The sequence below is a fragment of the Pseudoalteromonas sp. HF66 genome (genome assembly GCF_011806445.1).
GTDB lineage: Bacteria > Pseudomonadota > Gammaproteobacteria > Enterobacterales > Alteromonadaceae > Pseudoalteromonas > Pseudoalteromonas apostichopi.
In genome coordinates this window covers 23808-39142 of the sequence record NZ_JAATOU010000007.1, presented here as the reverse complement: position 1 = coordinate 39142, position 15335 = coordinate 23808, and the positions used below count along the sequence as shown (strand labels likewise).

Below are 15335 nucleotides of genomic sequence, written 5' to 3'. Positions count from 1 at the left end.
TTTATTTGGGTTTTTTTGTTTTAATTTTGTAAATTAAAGGCTCTTTTTAGCAACATATAACCAAGCTTGGTTGCTACACTGAAATGTTTCTTCAATGCGCTGATAATCGTCAACTTCGTAAGCATCTGCCTGAGCAAGCTCTTGTTCCGTGATTATGTAAATTGTGCCATTAACCGTATCACTTTGTTTGCCCGTTTTGATTAAAGCGGGGTGAAAACGCTGGCCACTACTTTTAAGAACTGCTTCGTCGGTGATCTCGACCTCGCCAATGATATACCCTGATAATGTCGCAGGAATACCTTCGAGCAAGCGCCCGAAGGTATCCAATTGAACTTGTCGGTACTGCAAGGTACCGTACGAAAATAGCTTTTCCATATTAATCCAAAAGGGGAAAGTTGTTAGCAATATCAGACTCAGTACTTTGCGCGACCCAGCCTTCGGTATTATTGAATAAGCGAATTGCTGTGAATTCAGGGTCGCTGCCCATATCAAACCAATGTGGTGTAAGCTCAGGTACTGAAATCAGGTCGCCTTGTTGGCAAAGCACTTGATACACTTTATCGCCCAAGTGTAGGCAAAATAAACCTTGGCCTTTCACAAAAAAGCGCACTTCATCTTCACTATGAGTATGTTCAAATAAGAACTTGCTGCGTAATTCGCTGGCATTGGGGTTACCTTTTGCAAGCGAAATAACATCGACTGTTTGATAACCACCCTCTGCTTTAAGACGCTCTATATCGTTAGCATAGGCACTTAAAATAGCGTTATGACTGGTATCCTGATCAATCTTTGCAGTTGCTTGCCATTGCTCAAAGCGAACGCCAACTGCATTAAGCTCTCTAGCAATAGCGCTTAAATCTTCACTATGAAACAGTATGTTATCTGCGTTTGTATCATTAAAAATAGTTAATTGACTCATACTAAAAGCTCCGCGCTGAATGCTGTGAAATCGTTAATATATGGGTGGATATCACTTGCTTCTTGGCCATCTCGAATAAGGTGAAGCGTTCGCAGACCTGCCGCTTTTGCAGCATCAAGCTCTGCTACCACATCGCTTAAAAATAGCACCTCTTCAGCGTCAAAAGGCAGTTCAGCAATAATATTCTCATAAGAGCTTTGTTGTTGTTTTGCACCGACTTTAGTGTCGAAGTAATCACTGAACAAAGGTCTCACATCACCATAATCAGAGAACTCAAAAATCAGGTGCTGGGCTTTCACAGAGCCTGATGAGTAGACATATAAACTTTTGCCAGCCTGTTTTTGGGCTTGTAAAAAGTCATAAGCATCTGGGTAAAGGTGGCCAGTAAAATCGCCATTTTCGTAGCCCGTTTGCCAAATTAAGCCTTGTAATTGCTTGAGTGGGGTAATTTTTTGATCTGTTTCAATCCAATGAATTAAATGCTTAATAACCGTCTCGATATCGGCTTCTGGTTGTTCTATATGTGCTTTAACAGCCTCAATTTGGGCTGCTACTTCTGGGTCTGTTTGATGTGACTTTACAAACTCAGGTAACTGCCCAGCCGCGTATGGAAATAATACGTCCTTAACAAATGAGATTCGGGTAATCGTGCCTTCAATATCGGTTAAAATCGCTTTGATCATGGCTGAACTCCGGCTTGAATACCTTCTAGTTTTAAGCGCTCAAGTTCACAGCTAAATAGGAACTCTAAGCCTTCTAAATGACGAAGTACTTCTTTGATATTTCGACCTACTACATATAAACCATGGCCACGAATCAATACAGCATGCTCAATAGGGGTGTGAAGGTGATGATCACTAACAAGTAAGCTTAAACGGTCGATGTCTTGGTCATTATCAAAAATTGGAATACTTAGCGTATCTAAATGCGATTTAACACCACTTAGAGACTTTTGCATTTCGTAGCCATTTAAGTTGATAGTATGGCCCTTAATAACACGAGATAGCACGGTTGCTGCGACAGAATGAGTGTGCAAAACAAATTTAGCAGATGGGATTAGCTTATACATATTTAGATGTAGCTCAGTTTCTGCTGATGGATTACCAGAGCCTTTGGTGCGATTGCCTTCATGATCAAATTCGATAAATGCATGAGTGCCGAGTTGACCTTTATCGAAGCCACTTGCCGTGACAACATAACCGCTTGCAGTGCGGGCTGAAAAGTTACCACCAGTAGCAGGGACCCAGCCACGTTGGCTTACCCATTTACCAGCTTCAATTAGTTCTGAAATAGCGGTATTGTTGTGCATATATTCCTCGACATTCTAAAAGTTATTTAGACGGCTATACATCTGTTTTAAGCAATGATAGCATCGCTTTGGGCGCAAAACCATCTTTAAGGAACCTCTGTGTTTGAAAGTAAATTGCCGAATTTAGGCACTAGTATTTTTAGTCAAATGACCGCTCTGGCAAATCAGTACCAAGCTATTAATCTATCTCAGGGTTTTCCTGAGTTTGATGCACCTGATTTGTTAAAAAAACAACTCAATCACTATGTACTTGAAGGGGTAAATCAATATGCGCCTTCAAGTGGGGTTACAAAGCTACAACAGCAAATAGCTGCTCTGATTGCTAGAAAATACCATAACAACATAAACTACGAGCAACAAGTCACTGTCACTTCAGGGGCAACAGAAGCATTATTTGTAGCAATTCAAGCGCTTGTTAAAGAGGGTGATGAAGTTGTGGTGTTTGACCCCGCTTATGACTCGTACCAACCAGCAATTGAACTTGCTGGCGGTCGCTCAGTTCACGTTGCCTTGCGTGCGCCAGACTACAAAATCGATTGGCAAGCCGTAGCCGATGTCATTACAGACAAAACGCGTGTAGTTATAATCAATACGCCACATAACCCAAGCGGGAAAATCTTTAAAACAGAAGATATTAACGCCCTTAAAGCGCTTGTTGCTAAGCATGATTTATATGTAATCAGCGATGAAGTGTATGAGCACATTACCTTTGATGGTGCTTTGCATTTAAGCGCACTGACCGACCCTGAGTTATTTGCACGTAGTTTTGTGATCTCAAGTTTTGGTAAAACCTTTCACAGCACTGGCTGGAAGATGGGTTACTGTGTTGCGCCTGCTCAGCTAATGGTGGAGTTTCGTAAAATTCACCAATACGTGACTTTTTCAAGCTTTACGCCTGCCCAGCATGCACTAGCCGATATGCTTGAGTTAGAGCCTGAGCATGTTGATGAACTGAGCCTTTTTTATCAACAAAAACGCGATTTACTTAGCGAAGCACTAGCACACAGTAGCTTTAAAATTTTACCAAGTGAAGGCACCTATTTTTTGCTACTCGATTATAGTGATGTGTCTGATCTTGATGATGTTGAGTTTTGCCAATGGCTGGTTGAGCAAGCGGGTGTTGCAGCTGTACCACTCAGTGTGTTTTATAACAGTACAAGCAGCGATAAGGTGATTCGTTTATGTTTTGCAAAAAATGATGACACATTAAAACGTGCCGCGGAGATTTTATGCCAACTTTAACCTTAGCTTTAGTGCAGTCATCACTGCATTGGCTTGATAAAAGCGCTAACCTTGCCCACTTTACAGAGCAGCTTAATGGCTTAAAAGAGCAAGTTGATTTAATTGTCTTACCAGAAACATTTGCTACTGGTTTTGCGATTAATCTAGATTGCAGCGAACCAGAACAAGGCGAGGTACTTAGCTGGTTAAAAGCCACAGCTAAGCAAAAAAATGCTGTGGTTGCAGGCTCTGTTTTAGTCGCAAAAGGTGATAAAAAGGCCAATCGCTTTTATTGGGTTTGGCCAAATGGCGAAGTAAAGTATTACGACAAACGTCATTTATTTTGCTTAGGTAACGAAGGCAATTTTGTTGTAGCGGGTAAGCAGCGTGAGATATTTACGATTAATGACTTTCGCATTTTACCGCAAGTTTGTTACGACTTACGCTTTCCTGTATTTCAGCGAAACTGCAACGATTACGATGTGATGATCAACGTAGCCAATTGGCCAGCAGCTCGTCGCCATGTATGGGATACCCTTCTAAAAGCACGAGCGATGGAAAATCTTTGCTTTGTCGTAGGTGTGAATCGCATTGGGGCTGATGGTAATGATGTTGCCCACAGCGGAGGCACTGCTGTATATGACTATAAAGGTGATACCTTGGCTGAGCTGGAGGATAACCAATCGGGTATCATTATTCAGCGCTTAGAAAAATCACCGCTTGATGATTTTCGAAGAGCGTTTCCTGCTCACTTAGATGCTGATCAATTTCAGTTACTGTAATTGCTCGAAGCCGCATACTCAAAAATTTGTTAAACTCATGGTTGGATTATTTACTATAAGCAATCATGAGTCGCAAAATCACCCCCGTTATTCTTGCTGGTGGCATAGGTTCTCGTTTATGGCCTTTGTCGCGTAAAGCGATGCCTAAGCAGTTTTTATCTTTACTTAGCGAAAAGTCACTATTACAGAGCACGCTTTTACGAGTGGCTGACTCACGATTTAATGCCCCAATTTTAGTATGCAATGAAGAGCATCGTTTTATCGCTAAAGCGCAAATTGCAGAAATCACAGATAGCTATACGTTACTGCTCGAGCCTGAAGGTAAAAATACCGCGCCAGCGATTGCGTTAGCAGCTGAATTTGCATTGCAAAATGGCCTAACCGATCCCTTATTGGTGATGCCAGCTGATCACCACATAAGTGATTTTGATAAGCTTATTGCATGCTTAAATAAGGCTATAGCGCTTTGTCAGCAACAACAATTAGTGACTTTTGCAATTACACCTACTGAGCCACATACCGGCTATGGTTATATTCGCCAAGGTGAGCAGTTAGCCCAGGAAGGCTGCTTTAAGGTGGCTGAATTCAAAGAAAAACCAGCCCTGCAATTAGCTAAAAAATACCTTGCCAGTGGTGAGTATGGCTGGAATAGCGGCATGTTCTTATTTCTGCCAGAAGTGTATTTAAACGAGCTTAATCGCTTTGCGCCAAAGATTGCACAAAGTGTCGCAAAAGCGGCTAGCTTTACTGAAGACTTAGGGTTTCAAAGGCCTGTTGCGGATGCACTCACAGCATGTCCAAGTGATTCTATTGATTATGCTATTTTGGAGCGTAGTGCTAACGTTGCAGTTATTCCTGTTGATTTAACTTGGAGTGATGTTGGCGGCTTTTCAGCATTATCGAGAATCGCTGAAAAAGACCATCATGGTAACTATCTGGGCTCGCAAGGGGTGAGTTTAGATAGTGAAAATAATCTACTTATAAGTGAAGCAGATCACACCATTGCGGCGCTCGGCGTCAGTAATAAAGCAATTATACATACTCATGATGCCACCTTAGTGGCAGACAAAAGCTCGCTCGATAAGCTGCCTGATTTACTTAAACAGCTTGCTGTAGTTGATAGTGATAAATTGACTCACCATCAAGCCGTATTTAGACCTTGGGGAAACTATCGAACTTTAATTGAAAGTACTGGTTTTAAGGTAAAGAAAATAATCGTCAACAGTGGCGCAAAGCTCTCAACTCAACGCCATCAGCATCGTGCAGAGCATTGGGTTGTAGTATCTGGTGTCGCAAGTGTACGAGTTGGCGATGAAGAATTTGAATTAACAGCCGATCAATCTTGTTATATTGCGGCTAAGCAATTGCATAGTCTTGCTAATCAACAAAGCACGCCACTGATCGTTATTGAAGTGCAAACTGGTGCAATACTTGATGAATGCGATATCGAGCGATTTGATGATAGGTATGGGAGAGGCTAGCTGAAAGCTATAAGTTTTAAGCAGATCGAGAGAGTTGCTTTTTGATAGAGGTAGCGTGGCTATCGTGAATTGGAGTATATCTTTTTACCGCATATGTTTTTACCTTCAGCTTGGCCTGCATCTCAAATTTTCAATATTGATGATGGTCTATCGCAAAGTGTCATTTTTGATATTCTGCAAGTTCTTCAAGGCCTCATGTGGTTTTAATCACAGGCAGGTTTAAACCGTTTGATGGTTATGAGTTTACTGTATCCACAGTATCTATTCTTCGGCACTCGATAACGAATCGCAGTTATTTATTGGTACTTAAATAGTGGCGTTAAGCTGCTAGCATTACATAATGATCAATTTTCAGAGCCTATTTTTATTACAACTTTGCTTAAAAGGTTGAAAAGTTTATGTTACAACGACACTAACAATACTCTTTAGTTACAAACATGACTGAACTTTACCATTGGTTTGATTTATTCGGCGTAGCCGTGTTTGCTGTCTCAGGAACGCTACTGGCGTACAACAAAAAAATGGATGGCTTTGGGGTTGTTGTGTTAGCCACAGTCACTGCTATTGGCGGTGGTACAGTACGCGACGTTATTTTAGATGTTCCTGTATTTTGGCTGCATGATCAAAGCTACTTTTGGGCTATTTTATTGTCTGTATTTGTCACCACTCGTTTAATCAATAAGCAGCGCTCGATTTCACTTAATGCGCTGCAAGTTGCAGATGCATTTGGTTTGGCATTTTTTGCGGTGATGGGCACACAAAAAGCCATGCTTGCAGGTATGCCAGACACTACGGCGATTATTATGGGTGTAATAACAGCCTGTTTTGGTGGCGTTATCCGTGATGTGCTTGCTGGAAATATGCCGATGCTGTTAAAGGGTGAGCTCTATGCTATTGCTTGTATTGCTGGTGGCATCGTTTATACATTAAGTATCTCGCTTGGTTTAGTAACCGAAGTAGCCATGATTTTAGCAATGCTAATGACCTTATCGCTTCGTTTAGCGGCAATGAAGTGGCAACTTACACTTCACGTTTTTAAATATCCCGACTAAGCTTAGTATTAAGGATTAATGATAGGGACATCATGGATTGTGTCTTTAGCTAGAATATTTTCACGTGCACAAGTAGGTGTGCAAGCCCCTGAAGTAATTGTTGAAGTACACCTAGGAAATGGCTTGCCAGCTTTTCATATCGTTGGCTTACCAGAGGCATCAGTCAAAGAGTCGAAAGACAGAGTGCGTAGCGCTCTCGAAAACTCACAGTTTGGTTTTCCTGACCAACGTATAACCGTCAACCTTGCGCCTGCCGATTTGCCTAAAGAGGGTGGTCGTTTTGATCTGGCTATTGCTGTGGGTATTTTAGTCGCCTCTGGGCAAATAAACTGCCCTGATATACATCGATATGAGTTTTACGGAGAGTTGGCTTTAAATGGTGAAGTAAGAGGGGTTAATGCTATTTTGCCATCGGTATTGGGAGCAAAAGAGCTGGGCCGCTGTTGTTTCTTACCCGCGGAAAACGATAACCTCGCAAGCCTAGTGTCGGGCGCTTCTCGAAAAGCCGTTTACTCCTTACAAGATGTCTGGAATGACTTATTAAATCAGCAACCTTTACCACTTAATATTAGCTATCCAGAACAGCAGTCGCAGCGTGATTCACTACTCGATTTAAGCGATGTGAAAGGCCAGCCTGGCGCAAAAAGAGTGCTCGAGATTGCTGCCGCTGGTGGCCATAATTTGCTGTTTCTTGGTCCTCCAGGTACTGGTAAATCAATGCTTGCCCAGCGCATGCCAACGATTATGCCAACTATGTCGGATGATGAAGCAATTAGTACTGCCGCGTTATATTCTATTATTGGTCAATCGGTTGATTTATCTAATTGGCGTGAACGCCCCTTCAGAAACCCTCATCATACTTGCTCTGCAGTTGCCCTAGTCGGTGGTTCTTCGAACCCTAAGCCGGGTGAAATCTCCCTTGCTCATAATGGCGTACTGTTTTTAGACGAGCTGCCTGAATTCGAAAGAAAAGTGCTCGATTCACTGCGTGAACCAATGGAAACGGGCGTGGTGACTATATCGCGAGCAGCACGGCAAATGGAGTTTCCATCGCAATTCCAGCTAATCGCCGCATTAAATCCTAGCCCAACAGGAAGTCATACCGATAAACGTGCAACACCAGATCAAGTTCTGCGGTACTTATCTCGGGTGTCTGGGCCATTTATCGATAGGATTGATTTACAAATTGAGCTGCCGCGACTTACCAGTAGCCAATTACAGAGCACGCAAGTGGAAGAGAGTAGTGAACAGGTGAGAGCCAGAGTCGAAAGAGCTTATGCAATTCAACTTAACCGACAAGGCAAAGTGAATGCGCGCTTGAATAATAAAGAAATGAGCATTCATTGTGAGTTGGCAGCTGCTGAGCTGCAGTTTTTAGCAAAAGCCAGTGAAAAACTGGCCTTATCACCCCGCTCGTATCATCGTGTTATTAAAGTTGCGCGTACCATTAGCGACTTAAAAGCGCAGCCTTCAATTACCTTAAACGAATTAAAAGAGGCGCTGAATTATCGCGCCTTTGAACGGTTAATTAGCCAACTAACGCAGTATTAGCAAGCTTGTTAAATAGACAGCATGTAGCCTTTGCCGCGAACGGTAACGATACGTTTTTGGTCTTTTTCATCGCTTAACTTTTTACGTAAGCGGCCAATAAGTACATCAACGGTACGATCGCTTGGGCTCCAGTCAGGTTGACCAATTTCTTCGGAAATTTTTTCACGTGATGTGGCCTTACCAGCATTTGCAATGAGACAAATAAGTACCTTGTGCTCTGCCTCTGTAAGACGAGACTCTTCACCATTAGGAGTGATCAATGTGCGGTTATCTGGGTGCAGTTTAAAGTCGGAATATTCTATAAATTCTTCACTTTCATCATCATGATGTGAGCCTTTTATACGTTTAAAAAGGGCGCGCATTCTTAGTTCAAGTTCTAGTAAGTCAACTGGCTTGCAAATGTAGTCATCGGCACCTTGTGCAAGTCCGGCAATACGGTCAGCTTGCGAGTCACGACTAGACAGCACAATAACACCAATATCCGTGAGTGCATTAAGCTCTTTGGCAAGCAAAAGCCCATCGCGTTTTGGTAACACAATGTCGATAACGGCTAAAGAAATTGCTTCTTTTGATGACGCTCGGGATTGCACAATGCTTAATGCATCGGCCCCCGTTGAATCTACCTCAATATTAAACTCAGTTTCTTTAAAATGATTAAGAATGCGTTTAACGAGTAGCTCGTCGTCTTCAACCAATAAAACTTGAATAGTCATTCGCTTTAATTTCATACTTGATTTGTTGTTATGTTAGCACTGTATGGCAAAGGCTGAGAAGTGTCATAGCGAGGTTTGTAACTATTTCTTACAATTTAATGGCTTAGCGTTTTTTAAATAGAGGGAAAACTGAGCACTCAACGAGTGCCCAGTTAAATAACCAAACTACTTTTCAGGATAAAGATATTGCCACCATTGTGGCTGATCTTTTAAGTTTTTATCAAAATAAGCCAACATCGTATTCCACCAATCAAAGCGCTTATCGCGAGCAAATATTTGGTGATCAGCACCCTTGTACTCAATCAGCTCAACATCCTTACCCAATAATTTTAATGCCGTGTACATATTGTGACTTTCACCAACAGGTACATTGGTATCTGAGTCACCGTGAAGTAGTAATAACGGCGTTGTTACTTTGTCAGCATGAAACACAGGGCTATGTTGGCTATAAAGTGTAGGATTGTTCCAAGGGTAGCTATTTTTAGATGCCTCAGCTGAGTATAAGTAACCCCACCAACCTTGGCCCCAATACGAGGTGATATTTGAAATCCCCGCATGGGCAATCGATGCACTGAACATATCCGTTTTGGTTGCTAATAACATGGTCATAAAGCCACCGTAAGATGCACCTAGATTACCCACACGTTTACTATCTACGAAGCTATATTTATCTAAAAAGGCTTTTGTGCCGTCAATGATGTCGTTGGCTGTGTACTCACCCCATGCGTTTACGTGTTTAGCTGAAAACTCTTGGCCAAAACCTGTTGCGCCAGTAGGTTGTACAACGTAAACAACATAGCCATGCTCAGCCCATAAGTTAAATGGGTAACGACCCGTAAAACCACGTGTTACAGGCGATGTACCGCCATAGTAATAAACCAGTGCAGGGTATTGTTTATTGCTATCTAAATCATGGGGCAGATAAACACGGCCTTTAATTTCAATGCCATCTTTATTAGTAAAGTTAAACTCTTCCAGTGAGGCTACTTGAGTATCTTCATAGCCAATTGGCTTAGAGTCCCACAATACTTTAGCGCGATTCTTACCTAAGTGTAGTTGTTTTAACTGCTGAGGTGTTGACGCTGTGGTGCCGGTAACCAAGATGCGCGGGGTGCGTTCGTGTGAGTAGCTAACTTGCTCAACAACATCAAAGCCCGTATTCACTTTATTAAAACGTTTTTTACTCAAGTCGAATTGATAAAGCTGCACAGTGTCTCGCTCGGTAACTTTGATTAGTGCATCACCATTATCAAGCACATTTAACTGGCCGATAGCTGGGTTAAACTCTTTACTTAGAGCGCTGGCTTTTTTACCGTCACGGCTCAGTAGATAAAGTTGACCGTCATAGTTATTAGCAAGCATTCCTTCAGGAAGATTACGACCTAAGCCATTATTAAAATCTGGGCCGGCAGTGACATAAATACCGTCATCAGTATATTTAGCCTGATTAAAGGTATTGTATTGACCAAGTACTGTGAGGGCCGATGTAGTTAGGTCTAACTCAACAAGTTCAGTTGCGGGTTGTGGTGATAGCTGCATTGCTTGTGCTGAGCGGCTCATTAAAACGTGGCCGTTTTTAGCATCAAAATCTTCAAGTGAATGGCTAAGCGGGCCTTGGCTTAAGATTTTGCTTAGACCTGTAGCGATATCGAGTAAATATACTTGCGATGTAGTACGAGCATAAGACCAACGGTCTTGCAGGCCTTGATAATGTTTAGTGAGCTTACCATTATCTGTTGGAGATTTTGACCAACTAAAAATTAAGCTGTTGTTATCAAAAAACTGAAAACCATTTGCACCAGCAAGGTTTTTAGCAATCACGTTAAGTTGCATGGTTTTTAGGTTTAAACGTTTAAGCTCGCCATTTAATAGATACACTAAAGTTTTACTATCTGGGCTCCAAGTAATGTTACTCGGTTGGGCTGACTCAAAACGATAAAGGGTGTTGTTTTTGGCGTCTTTAAGCTCAGTAACATATTGCGCTTGATTAGCGGTTGCATCTTCGTAATGACGTTGGCTAGTAATGAAGTAATCGCCATTTGGCGCCATTGAAATATAACTTACCGTTGGCGCATCGAATAATTGCTTAGCAGACAAACCGTGTTGTTGTTTAGCGCTAAATTGCACAGCATCTAGTTCAGACTTAGCTGTAAAATCAAGCTCAACCTCATTCCAGTTGGCAACTTGTTCAGTGATGATAACAAACTGATGATCGCCTTGGCTTAAAGCTAGCTCATAGCTTTTATTCTTTTCTGTTTGCTTTTCACCATCAATAAATAGCTGTGCGTTTTCAATGCCTTTAAGCGTTAATGAGCCTTGGCTAAAGCGCTCAGTTGAGGCGGTAAATTTAAGGGCTTGTAAACCACCAAGTGTTAGCGCACTAATTTTGTCGAATGATTGCCAGTCAAGCTCATTACCAAATACACGAATGCTATTGCTGCTTTTCTGTAAGCTAGGTAATAGGTTGGCAATAGTGGCATCACGATGGTCCGTTTGATATGGCTTAAGTTGCATATCTTCGCCAAGAGGACCAATAAATTGCACCGCTGATTTATCAATGGCAGCGGCCATTGCAGTATTGCTTAATGCACATAGCGCTAATGCACTAAATGTTGTTTTTAGCTTGGCTGATTGGCTTAGCCAAGTAGTTGAAAGTGTCATAGTTTCGCCTGTTGAAGGTAATTTAAACCAATATAGCACGCTGCAAATTACCCAAAAAGTGCTCTGCGTTAGATTGCAGTCGGGTTTGAGCTTGTGGTTTTCAATTGCTATGGTGAGCAGGTTAACTTTTTAAGAGGGCTTACAGTGACATTGTTACTTGTTTATATGTTTGTTGCCATTGCGGTTTCGTTTTTGTGCTCAGTGATGGAGGCGGTACTGTTAAGTATTACACCAAGTTATGTTGCCATGCTCAGAAAGCAACAACCGCAACTGGCAAAACGTGTTGGTAAGCTTAAAGATAATATAGACCAACCTTTAGCAGCAATACTGACGTTAAATACCATAGCGCACACGGCAGGCGCCGCTGGCGTTGGCGCACAAGCTGCAGTGGTGTTTTCAGATGCAGCAGTTGGCATTGCCTCCGCAATTATGACGTTATTAGTACTGGTGCTTTCTGAAATTATTCCTAAAACATTAGGCGCTAATTATTGGCGAGGATTAACCCCCATTGTTAGTGTGAGCCTCATTTGGTTGGTATTTATTTTAAAACCTTTTGTGTGGTTTGCAGATATCTTAACGCGCTTTTTGGGGCGTAATTACGATGAAGCTTATTACATCCGCCAAGAGATTGAAGCAATGGCTGATATTGGCTCTGAGTCAGGAGCGCTTGGGCAAGATGAATCTGAAATCATTCGCAGCCTGCTGCATTTTCGTCATGCCAAACTCGATACTTTAATGACGCCACGTACGGTGCTTTTTAAAGTGCATAAAGATTTAACTGTAAACCAATACTTGTCGGAACATGGTTCGTCTTCGTTTTCAAGGGTATTGGTGTATGACAAAAATGGTGACGATATTATTGGCTTCGTGCATAAAAATGACATCATGCTGGCTTATCATCGCTTAGGTGAAGACTATAAAATTAGTAAGCTCGTTAAGCCTATTTACACGGTACCAGAAACCTTGCATGTGCCTACATTACTCGAGACTTTACTGTCAGAGCGTACTCACATTTGTTTAGTGGTAGATGAGTACGGTGATGTACAGGGCATTGTTACTCTTGAAGATTTAATTGAAGCATTAATGGGACTTGAAATTGTTGATGAGCATGATCAATCAGCTAATATGCAAAAAGTCGCCAAACAGCGCTGGCGACAACGTTTAGCATCGAGTAATACCATCGTTAGTGACGATAAGCGTAATCCTTAACGGCGGTGTCCTGCTGCCGTCTTTACCATTTGCCGCCATGAGAGTGACCAATTTAAAAAATCTTCTTTGGCCTTCGGGCGGCACAGTAAAAAGCCCTGCATTAAAATAAACTCTTTGTAGCGGTCAAGGTACTCAAGCTCTTCCACACGCTCAATGCCTTCAGCAACAATGGCAAGGTCTTCTTGAATTGCTATATTCACCAAACTACTAACAATCACTTGGGAAAACTGGTCGGTTTCAATATTGCTAATCAGGGTGCGATCGATCTTTATTTCGGTAAATGGCAGCGTTTTTAGCTGCTGAACATTAGTAAACCCTGTGCCAAAGTCATCAAGTGAAATACCAAAACCGCGCATTCTCAGGCGGTTGAGTGTTTCAAGTTGAGCAGTACTACGGAGCGCATACTGTTCGGTAATTTCTAAAATTACTTCACTTGGTGTTAAGTTGTTAAGGTGAAGTATTAAAGCGAGTTTATCTGGGCAACTTAAGTCCTCGAGCTGTGAGGGTGATAAGTTAAACGCCAATTTTAAGTTAGGATCAAACTGCTCTTTGATTTCTGCAAAGTCGTTAGTCGCCTTTTCAAATAATTGAAATGTGATGAGGTTTATTAAATCTAGGTCTTCAGCTATGCAAATGAAACGATCCGGTAAGATTATTTCCTCTTCTTGGCTAGTATTTATACGGGCAAGTACCTCAATACTTTCGACCCGATTATCATGGCGATTAATCTTAGGCTGATAAAACGGAATAATTTCATTATGGCTGATAGCGTGTAGTAACAGTGACTCAGAAATAGGGGTTTTGGTGCGCTCAACATGAATAGCAAAGTGCTCAAGTTTTTGCAGTAGTAAATAAACCTGATTTAGCTGTACCGGTTTAGTGACATTACCAATTAAGTGGGCGTTATGCTTACGTGCCAGATCAGCAGCAAGGTCAATAACTTTAGGATCCATTTCCGAAATAATAGCAATTGCTCCATGGTACTTCATAGAGCCTAAATGACGAATAAGCTCCATACCATCCATGTCTGGCATGTTGAGATCAGTAAAAATAGCATCAAAAAAGTGAGGGGCTTTTTTCACCTTTTCTAATGCTTCTTCGGCACTTAGACAGGTTGTTATATGCGGAACCTCAAGCTCATTTAAAATGGCATGCATAACAATCAAGATGGCTTTAGAGTCATCTACTACGAGAATGTGTCTATTTGACTTCACCATATTCACTCCATGAACAAGAACGCTAAAGTTAAAAGTAGTAGATAAAAGGTATTTAGTCATGTTTTTTACCTGTTTTATAGTGTAAAAAATACACAACCTTGTCCCTAAAGGAAATTAGTAATTTTGCAAGGCCTAAGTATAATGGCCGCACTTTTTATCCGTATATATAAGAACTATGGTCAGACTTCAGCTGAGTCTCGCAGACGAAACCTTTATTTTGCATTTAAATGGCTCACAGTTAATTCAGCTTTTTCATCAACAACAAGCAATTGCCTTCGATAACCCAGAGCTCGAACTTTATGAGTTTGATTTTCAGGGGCAGCGTATTGGTCTTGATACCAGTAAAGTGCACGAAAAAAGCTTAGCAATTTTGGTTAACCAGCAGCAGGTGAGCCAACTTGCTTTACCTGAGTTACAAGAAGCTGAACCAAAACGCGGCATTATAGGTTTGCTGGCACTGGGTTTTAAATTATTCAAAAGTGCAAAAGTAGTGAAAGCAGCTTTAGCGGGCGCTTCGGTGGCAGGCTACGCTTGGTTATTTTCCATTGAATTTGCCTTAATGTTAATTGCTTGCTTGGTTGTACATGAATATGGTCATGTGCGTGCTATGAAATATTTTGGCATTAAAACTAAAGGTATTTACCTTATTCCCTTTATTGGTGGTTTGGCTGTTTCCGATGATAAAATTACCACGCGATGGCAAGATGTGGTGATCTCACTCATGGGGCCCGCTTTTGGCTTAATTACCTCAGTACTGGGAGTCGTGCTTTACTACGCCACTGAAATGGAAATATTCGCTGGTGTGGCGGTACTCAGTGCACTGTTAAACCTATTCAACTTGTTACCTATTCTGCCCTTAGATGGCGGCCATGTACTTAAAAGTATTAGTTTTTCGATGCGTTCATGGATAGGTCTAAGTGTGTGTTTGTTAGGTGTGTTATTTGGCTTATGGCTAAGCTACACCTTTGGTTTGATGCTACTTGTGTTCTTCTTATTTGTAGGGGCACTTGAGATTATCTTTGAGTGGCGCGGACGTCACTACTCACACCTCATCCCTCTTGATACTTATGGGCAAGGCTTCTCAGCGGTAATGTACGCACTGGTTGTTGCAGGTCATGTGGCAGTGATGATGCACTTTGCCGATTCAGAAAGCGCAATCCTAAGCTTACCAATGAAGATTTTAGCAAGTTAATAAGCATTGCAATATTAAATATTAGGAA

Annotated in this window: 14 protein-coding genes; 7 read left to right on the top strand and 7 right to left on the bottom strand. The window is 41.7% G+C overall.

Annotated features, from left to right (window positions below; all coding sequences use genetic code 11):
* Positions 1–33: 33 nt before the first annotated feature.
* Genes HCZ11_RS08920 through HCZ11_RS08905 form a run of 4 tightly spaced genes read right to left on the bottom strand, consistent with a single transcriptional unit; the run spans position 34 to position 2228 of the window.
* The gene (locus tag HCZ11_RS08920; protein WP_167658243.1) at positions 34–375 is read right to left on the bottom strand and encodes a gamma-glutamylcyclotransferase family protein; all 342 of its coding nucleotides are present in this window, start codon (positions 373–375) and stop codon (positions 34–36) included.
* Position 376: 1 nt separating this feature from the next.
* Positions 377–919 (bottom strand): acireductone dioxygenase, encoded by a 543-nt coding sequence (locus HCZ11_RS08915; RefSeq protein ID WP_167658242.1) that lies wholly within the window; start codon positions 917–919, stop codon positions 377–379.
* Positions 916–1602, bottom strand: coding sequence for an acireductone synthase (gene mtnC, locus HCZ11_RS08910; RefSeq protein WP_130050260.1), 687 nt, complete (start codon positions 1600–1602; stop codon positions 916–918). The genes HCZ11_RS08915 and mtnC overlap by 4 nt, the downstream gene beginning before the upstream one ends.
* The gene (locus HCZ11_RS08905; protein ID WP_130050261.1) at positions 1599–2228 is read right to left on the bottom strand and encodes a methylthioribulose 1-phosphate dehydratase; all 630 of its coding nucleotides are present in this window, start codon (positions 2226–2228) and stop codon (positions 1599–1601) included. The genes mtnC and HCZ11_RS08905 overlap by 4 nt, the downstream gene beginning before the upstream one ends.
* A 99-nt stretch (positions 2229–2327) precedes the next feature.
* Here HCZ11_RS08905 and HCZ11_RS08900 point away from each other — a divergent pair, with 99 nt between their 5' ends.
* From HCZ11_RS08900 to HCZ11_RS08880, 5 genes are all read left to right on the top strand, one after another.
* Positions 2328–3470 (top strand): methionine aminotransferase, encoded by a 1143-nt coding sequence (locus HCZ11_RS08900; RefSeq protein ID WP_167658241.1) that lies wholly within the window; start codon positions 2328–2330, stop codon positions 3468–3470.
* Positions 3458–4231, top strand: a complete 774-nt coding sequence (locus HCZ11_RS08895) for an amidohydrolase (protein ID WP_130050263.1) — start codon at positions 3458–3460, stop codon at positions 4229–4231. The genes HCZ11_RS08900 and HCZ11_RS08895 overlap by 13 nt, the downstream gene beginning before the upstream one ends.
* 65 nt (positions 4232–4296) lie before the next feature.
* Complete coding sequence (locus HCZ11_RS08890; RefSeq protein ID WP_175580414.1) at positions 4297–5712, top strand: mannose-1-phosphate guanylyltransferase/mannose-6-phosphate isomerase; 1416 nt, start codon at positions 4297–4299, stop codon at positions 5710–5712.
* Between the two features lie 437 nt (positions 5713–6149).
* Positions 6150–6764, top strand: a complete 615-nt coding sequence (locus HCZ11_RS08885) for a trimeric intracellular cation channel family protein (RefSeq protein WP_054563935.1) — start codon at positions 6150–6152, stop codon at positions 6762–6764.
* A 39-nt stretch (positions 6765–6803) separates the two neighbouring features.
* Complete coding sequence (locus tag HCZ11_RS08880; RefSeq protein WP_167658310.1) at positions 6804–8315, top strand: YifB family Mg chelatase-like AAA ATPase; 1512 nt, start codon at positions 6804–6806, stop codon at positions 8313–8315.
* Positions 8316–8323: 8 nt separating this feature from the next.
* Here the strand turns inward: HCZ11_RS08880 and HCZ11_RS08875 are convergent, their stop codons facing one another.
* Positions 8324–9028 carry a response regulator transcription factor gene (locus HCZ11_RS08875; RefSeq protein WP_167658309.1) on the bottom strand — a complete coding sequence of 235 codons (705 nt, stop codon included), beginning with the start codon at positions 9026–9028 and terminating at the stop codon, positions 8324–8326.
* A 165-nt stretch (positions 9029–9193) separates the two neighbouring features.
* Entirely contained in the window at positions 9194–11689 is a 2496-nt protein-coding gene (locus tag HCZ11_RS08870) for a S9 family peptidase (RefSeq protein ID WP_167658240.1), read from the bottom strand.
* Positions 11690–11833: 144 nt separating this feature from the next.
* Between HCZ11_RS08870 and HCZ11_RS08865 the strand changes: the two genes are divergently transcribed.
* Complete coding sequence (locus HCZ11_RS08865) at positions 11834–12898, top strand: hemolysin family protein (protein ID WP_167658239.1); 1065 nt, start codon at positions 11834–11836, stop codon at positions 12896–12898.
* Here the strand turns inward: HCZ11_RS08865 and HCZ11_RS08860 are convergent.
* On the bottom strand, positions 12895–14115 hold the full coding sequence (locus HCZ11_RS08860; protein WP_130050268.1) for an EAL domain-containing protein: 1221 nt from the start codon (positions 14113–14115) through the stop codon (positions 12895–12897). The genes HCZ11_RS08865 and HCZ11_RS08860 overlap by 4 nt on opposite strands.
* A 175-nt stretch (positions 14116–14290) precedes the next feature.
* On the opposite strand from HCZ11_RS08860, the gene HCZ11_RS08855 reads away from it, so the two are divergent.
* Positions 14291–15307, top strand: coding sequence for a site-2 protease family protein (locus tag HCZ11_RS08855; RefSeq protein ID WP_167658238.1), 1017 nt, complete (start codon positions 14291–14293; stop codon positions 15305–15307).
* Positions 15308–15335 lie beyond the last annotated feature (28 nt).